Genomic DNA, 5,238 nt, shown 5'->3' with positions numbered 1-5,238 from the left:
TAGCTGCGCTATGCCCCTGTACACATCGCTGCGCTCTGTGACGAGACGATGCGTGCCGCTTCGCGGCCCGCCGTCCGGCGCCGTTGCCGCTTTGCGGCAGGCGCGGCGGTGCCGGTGATGGGGGAGGGGGACTACTAGAGAACCGGCAATTCTGGGTCCCCCTTGGTACAAACTGGAGGGCGTTTTCGCAGGTCAGAGGTGGGGGACCCTACCGGCAATCTCGGGTCCCCCTTGGTACAAAATTGTGGATGACGAGGGGCTCGAAACTGGTGTTTTCGCAGGTCAGGAGGGGGGGACCCGAACCGGCAATTCAGAGTCCCCTTACCGGCCAGTAGGCCCCGGAATTGTGCGATCCAGGTGCGATCCGCGTGCGTTTCGATGTGCGTTTGCCCGTTGCCTGTGGATAACTCGGGACTTCGGGGGGGGGGGGGGGACTTTGAGTTGCCGGTTCGGATCCTGCGTCCGGGCGTGGTGCGGTGAATCGGGGTGCCGGTGTTGGGGGTGGCACCTACGCTCGATGGCTCGGTGATCACGGGCGGGGGTGCGTGATGGGAGATCGGGAGCGGGACGAGGCGCACGCGTTCGCGGTGACGGTGGGTCTGCTGCTGCTGATCGGGGGCGTGCTGCTGATGCGTCAGCTATGGGGGGTATGGGCTGCTTTCGCTCTGGCTGCGGCTCCGGTGCTGGCGTGCTACCTCGGGCCGCCGATCGCCCGCGAGGTAGCCGTGCGCCGATTCGCTCGCCAGCTGCGCCGCAGATAGGCCTGAGAGCCCCTCAGCGCTCCCCCGGCGGCCCCACCTGTCGGGAGGTGAGGTGCGGGGGCGTCAGCGAGGCGCACAGCGGCCCGCGGTGAAAGGGCCGGCTGACGCTTCGGGCGGGTCCGCCCGAAGCGAGGGCGCTCTGGTGGTGTACTTCCGGGGTACGGAAGTGCCGGAGTTACAGAGTTCGGAGGTTGATGGTGGGACGCAGCAGACGCGTGGCAGCGGGCAATAACAAGGGCGGGGTGGGCAAGAGCGCGTGGGTGGTGAACACGGCGGCGGCGCTGGCGGATGCCGGGCGCCGGGTCCTGGTGGTGGATCTGGATCCGCAGGCGAACACCTCGCGGCGGCTGGCGCGGCCCTACCGGGTGGACCAGGCCGCCACGGTCTCGGTGAGCGAGGTGGTCCGCAGCGGGCAGGCTGGCGCGGCGGCGGACGGAATCGTGCCGTGTGGCTGGGAGGGGCTGTACGGGATGCGGATCGATGTGCTCCCGGCCCGCTTCGATCTGGAGAACCGCATCGCGGAAGCGGCGGTGATGGGCGCTCGCGGGCGGCTGGCGCGCGCTTTGGAGGGGGTTGATGAGGCGCACGACGTGACGCTGATCGACTGCCCGCCCTCGCTGGGGCACCTGACGCAGCTCGGCCTCGCCGCGGCTGACTGGGCGGTTGCCCTGGTGGAGCCGGAGTACGACGGGGTGGAGGGCGCCACCCGCTTTCGGGACTTCGTCCAGGATCCGCAGACGCTCGCCGAGCTGGCGAACGCGGAACTGCGGTTCCTCGCGGCGATCCCCTCCAAGGTCGATGGGCGGCTGGCCGGCCACGCGCACCACCTCACGAGCCTGCCGGCCATCTTCGGGCCGGATCGGGTCTGGGACGCGATTCCGGAGCGATCGGTGGTCAAGGACGCGGCGGACGAAGGCATGCCGCTGTCCGCTCTGGGCGCCCGGGGCAAGGAGATGCGCGACGTGTACGCGGCGGGCGCCGAGCGGCTGTGGAAGGCGATCGCATGACCCGGATCAAACGCTCCACGGTGCCGTCCGAGTCACCGATCCGTCAGCCATTGGTGCCAGAGGTCGAACAGCTGGTGGGCAGCATCTCCGCTCCTGAACAGCCAAAAGCCGAGCCAACTTCGGAACTCCCGGACTCCCGGACTTCTGAAGTTACAAAGTCCGAGAGTTCGGAAGTCTCGGACTCTCAGGGTTCGGCAGACGGGCCGAAGTGGCAGAGCCTGGAGCGCAAGGAGACGCGTCTGCGGACGGACCAGCTCGCCGAGCTGGCGGCACTGCGCCGCAGGGTGTCCGGGCAGCGCCGGAACCGCTCGGAGATCATCACGGACAACACCTTGATCCGGGTTGCGGTCGACCTGCTCCTGACGCGCGCCGGACGGCTCCGCGGGGACACGGAGGCCGAACTCCTCGCCTCGCTGGCCCCGCGCCGCCGGACTCAGGACTGACAGACTCCCGCAGTTCCGGACTCTGTAAGTCTGGTGGGTCGGGGTGCAGAGCTGTCGCCAATTGGCGACGATGGGGGGACCTGCGATGAACCGGGGCCCGCACGACGGTGCGGGCCCCATCCTTGTTCCGTCTACCGGTCCTGCTCGTTGAACAGCCGGTCCTCATGGCGCCAGCGCTGCCGCATCACCGGCCCAGAGAGCACCGCATAGACCATGGTGGCGGTCGCGAGGTAGACCGCCGCATCGACCGGCCAGGGGTACCGGCCCCCGGCCGCGAGGGCCAGGGTGAGTACCACGAGCACGGCGGCCGCCGTGGGCAGTGCCCACGGGGCGAGCTTGCACCAGCGGCACCGGCACTGTGCGGTCTGCCTCGTGCTGTCGGCCGGCGCTTCAGCCGGCTCTCCATCTGTGCTCACAGCTCCCCCAGCTCGATGTAGTCGACATCGGTGAGCGTTACGTCGAGTCCTTGAGCGCGGCGGCCCCGGTCCTGGAAGTACGAGTACCCCAGCCCCTGCCCGACCAGCTCTTGCAGCTGCTCCTCATCTCCGGAGCGCCACGCCTCCCAGATCCTCCCGCTCACGTCCGGCGGCAGCGTCTCGGTGATCCGCCGCATCCGGCCGTCGTCGGTGGTGCCAGGCGCGGCGGTGAACCCGAACCGCGCCCGGGTCTCCACCACCAGGCCGTCCCGGGCGGAACGGCGCTGTGCCTCGGCGGTGACCCGGGGCTGCCAGTCGCGGGCCGCCTCCCGCTCCAGTGCGGCGGCACGCTTGCCGGTCGGCTGCTGCTCGCCCTTCGCCCAGCGCTGGACGGTGCGCTGGCTGACGCCCAGCCGGTCAGCCACGGCGCGGGTGCTGCCCTTCTCGCGCTTGAGCAGGAACCGCAGCCGAGCCCCTGCGGACTTCGGCAGCGGGCGCGTCCACGCTGCCTGTGCGGCGCGACTGAGCGCGTCTCCGATGATCCCCATGTCCGTCTCCCCCTCAGAACGGTGCAGGTGCTGCTGCCTGGCGGCAGTCTCGGCAGGTGCTCACTCCGGCCACGCCCCGAACGGCACGCCCGCAGTTCCCGGCGCAATCCACGATCGCCAGCGGGCCCCGTCCGCCAGTCACCTCCTGCGCTGTGGCGACCGGCGGCTCTCCCCGGACCGGCAGCAAGGACTGCGCGAGCGCGTACGGGTGGCTGACGTGCTCGGTCGGCGGGATGCGATCGAGTCGGCCCAGTAGCTCGGCGGCCGTCCAGCCGTTGGTCATCAGGTGGGCGATGTGGCGCCGGGTGCGCTCGTGCTGAGCGTCGGTCAGTCCAGCCAGCCACCAGACCTGATCCATCAGGTCCACGGCCGCGCCCTCCGCCCAGGGCAGGTCTGCCCACTCCTCGGGCACGTCGGGCAGGCGGATCAGGCCGGACAACAGGGTGTAGCGGTCCGGCAGTCCCCGGACCCGGCCGCGCCGGTCCCAGCGCACCAGCTGGTCATCCTCCAGGTGCCCCCGGTGGGTGCGCAGGGTGCGCACGCTGATCCCGAGGGCCCGGGCCAGATCCTCCTGCCGCTCCTGCCCGGTCCAGTCGGCACCGGCATGGAGCGCCAGCGCGGCCAGCAGACGGCAGCAGGTGCGGTCGCGGGTCTGGATGGACGCGGCCCACTCCGCAGGGCTCGGCGAGGTGGGCAGGGGGCGGGCCCGGCCGACGCTGGCGCCCGGCAGAGGCGTCCGGCGGTCCACATCAATGCGCCCAGCGGTGACCAGCTCGGTGAGGTGGCGGCGCAGGACGCGCGGCACCAGCCCCACACGCTCCGCCAGCACGGCAGCGGGCAACGAGGTACCGGGGGCAGTGGTCAGTTCGTGCTCAACCAGCTCGCCGAAAATCCGGCGGCAGGACGCGCAGTCATCAGGTGACGGGTGCGCCATGTGGGGCCTCTCTCTGGCCCGCCCGGTGTCCGGTCGAAAAACCGACCGCTACACTCAGAACGAGCCTTGGCAAGGGCCAGCGGAAAGCCGTTCACCTCCGAGAGCGCCAACTCTCGGGCAACTGGTGGGTGGCTTTTCTGCTGTCTGTCTGGATCTTGTGCGGGACAGGCTACGCCCAGTCAGGGCGTCGCCGGGACGCGGATTCCGCGTACTGAAATAACGCTCGGGTCTCAGTCGGTCTGTAGCGGGATTGACGAGTCCTGGTTGAGGTCCTGGTGCAACTCGTCGGCGGCGTCTGCGATCCATCGCGCCAGGTCTGCGGCCCGCAGGTACTGACTCCCCCGCAGGCTCGCGGTGGGGACCGTGGCCCGCAGGTCGCGGCCCAGCGCGCTGAGCTGGTCAATCACACCCAGCACCTCTGCGAGCGACGCGTCCCCGGCGAACGGCAGGTCGGCATGCCCGGGGGGAGCCACATTGTGTCGCTGGTAGTCCATCTGGTCAGACACCCCCCTTGCCGCCCTTGAGCTTGGGCAGGCCCGCCTCATCGAACCAGCCGTAGACAACGGCTGTGCTCACCTTGCTGAGCTGCTGAATGCGGGAGCGCGGGGCATCGATTCGCGCGGCCGCAAGGGCGGCTTCCTTGATCTGTGGCAGTAGCGCCTTGGCGTCGGCGAGCAGTTGGGCGCGCTGGGTGCCCAGTTCCGCCACGCGCGCCAGCGCCTCGGCCTGCGCTTTCTCGGGAATTTCCATGCTGCACAGCATAGCTCACGCAACGCCCACTGAAGCAGGGTTGTTTACCGAGAAGTTCTGTGTCATGGTTGGCCAGTCGCCAGCCGGACCGGCTGAAACGGCATCAATCGCCATGAAAGGAAATGCACATGAGGATCCGGAAGAGCCCGTCTTCGGCGTCGATCGAGCACAGCCGGACGCAGTCCACTGAGGACCTGCGCTATGAGTACGAGCTGATCAAGCGGACGCGGACCCCGATGGACGTGGACGCGATCGCCGATCAGAACGACATCGCCCGCGAGCTGGAGCGGCGCGGCGAGCTGTAGTCGGCTGGCGTAGCCCGTCGTGGCGCGGCCCCCGCAGACGCGGGCGGCGCGCGCGCGGGGTCGCCCCGGACGCT

The 5,238-nt window shown here is 69.9% G+C and carries 8 protein-coding genes; 3 read left to right on the top strand and 5 right to left on the bottom strand.

All coding sequences use genetic code 11. The annotated features are described in order from the left end of the window. Window positions 1–955: 955 nt before the first annotated feature. Together ACFC0B_RS40785 and ACFC0B_RS40780 are read left to right on the top strand one after the other, a co-directional pair. Window positions 956–1,768: a ParA family protein gene (locus tag ACFC0B_RS40785; RefSeq protein WP_375852391.1), complete on the top strand. Its 813-nt coding sequence runs from the start codon at window positions 956–958 to the stop codon at window positions 1,766–1,768. Then, a complete protein-coding gene (locus ACFC0B_RS40780; protein WP_375847184.1) occupies window positions 1,765–2,211 on the top strand; it encodes a hypothetical protein in 447 nt (148 codons plus the stop codon). Before ACFC0B_RS40785 ends, ACFC0B_RS40780 begins: the two co-directional genes overlap by 4 nt. A gap of 131 nt (window positions 2,212–2,342) precedes the next feature. Here the strand turns inward: ACFC0B_RS40780 and ACFC0B_RS40775 are convergent, their stop codons facing one another. The 5 genes from ACFC0B_RS40775 to ACFC0B_RS40755 all read right to left on the bottom strand — a co-directional run bounded on the left by ACFC0B_RS40775 (window position 2,343) and on the right by ACFC0B_RS40755 (window position 4,859). Further along, window positions 2,343–2,513, bottom strand: coding sequence for a hypothetical protein (locus ACFC0B_RS40775; RefSeq protein ID WP_375847185.1), 171 nt, complete (start codon window positions 2,511–2,513; stop codon window positions 2,343–2,345). Between the two features lie 110 nt (window positions 2,514–2,623). Then, window positions 2,624–3,175: a telomere-protecting terminal protein Tpg gene (gene tpg / locus ACFC0B_RS40770; protein ID WP_375847186.1), complete on the bottom strand. Its 552-nt coding sequence runs from the start codon at window positions 3,173–3,175 to the stop codon at window positions 2,624–2,626. A gap of 13 nt (window positions 3,176–3,188) precedes the next feature. Next, window positions 3,189–4,109: a hypothetical protein gene (locus tag ACFC0B_RS40765; RefSeq protein WP_375847187.1), complete on the bottom strand. Its 921-nt coding sequence runs from the start codon at window positions 4,107–4,109 to the stop codon at window positions 3,189–3,191. A 230-nt stretch (window positions 4,110–4,339) separates the two neighbouring features. Beyond that, on the bottom strand, window positions 4,340–4,603 hold the full coding sequence (locus ACFC0B_RS40760) for a hypothetical protein (RefSeq protein WP_375847188.1): 264 nt from the start codon (window positions 4,601–4,603) through the stop codon (window positions 4,340–4,342). A gap of 4 nt (window positions 4,604–4,607) precedes the next feature. Next, complete coding sequence (locus tag ACFC0B_RS40755) at window positions 4,608–4,859, bottom strand: hypothetical protein (RefSeq protein WP_376085935.1); 252 nt, start codon at window positions 4,857–4,859, stop codon at window positions 4,608–4,610. Window positions 4,860–4,987: 128 nt separating this feature from the next. Here ACFC0B_RS40755 and ACFC0B_RS40750 point away from each other — a divergent pair, with 128 nt between their 5' ends. Next, entirely contained in the window at window positions 4,988–5,164 is a 177-nt protein-coding gene (locus ACFC0B_RS40750) for a hypothetical protein (RefSeq protein WP_376085933.1), read from the top strand. Window positions 5,165–5,238: the final 74 nt, after the last annotated feature.

The sequence above is a fragment of the Kitasatospora sp. NPDC056184 genome (assembly GCF_042268405.1).
Lineage (GTDB): Bacteria > Actinomycetota > Actinomycetes > Streptomycetales > Streptomycetaceae > Kitasatospora.
Note: the sequence above shows the minus strand (reverse complement) of the source record. Positions and strands in the feature narration are given on the sequence as shown.

Coding starts and splice junctions, on each gene's coding strand:
- ACFC0B_RS40785 (WP_375852391.1), top strand. CDS start 956: ATGGTGGGACGCAGCAGACGCGTGGCAGCGGGCAATAACAAGGGCGGG.
- ACFC0B_RS40780 (WP_375847184.1), top strand. CDS start 1,765: ATGACCCGGATCAAACGCTCCACGGTGCCGTCCGAGTCACCGATCCGT.
- tpg (WP_375847186.1), bottom strand. CDS start 3,175: ATGGGGATCATCGGAGACGCGCTCAGTCGCGCCGCACAGGCAGCGTGG.
- ACFC0B_RS40765 (WP_375847187.1), bottom strand. CDS start 4,109: ATGGCGCACCCGTCACCTGATGACTGCGCGTCCTGCCGCCGGATTTTC.
- ACFC0B_RS40760 (WP_375847188.1), bottom strand. CDS start 4,603: ATGGACTACCAGCGACACAATGTGGCTCCCCCCGGGCATGCCGACCTG.
- ACFC0B_RS40755 (WP_376085935.1), bottom strand. CDS start 4,859: ATGGAAATTCCCGAGAAAGCGCAGGCCGAGGCGCTGGCGCGCGTGGCG.
- ACFC0B_RS40750 (WP_376085933.1), top strand. CDS start 4,988: ATGAGGATCCGGAAGAGCCCGTCTTCGGCGTCGATCGAGCACAGCCGG.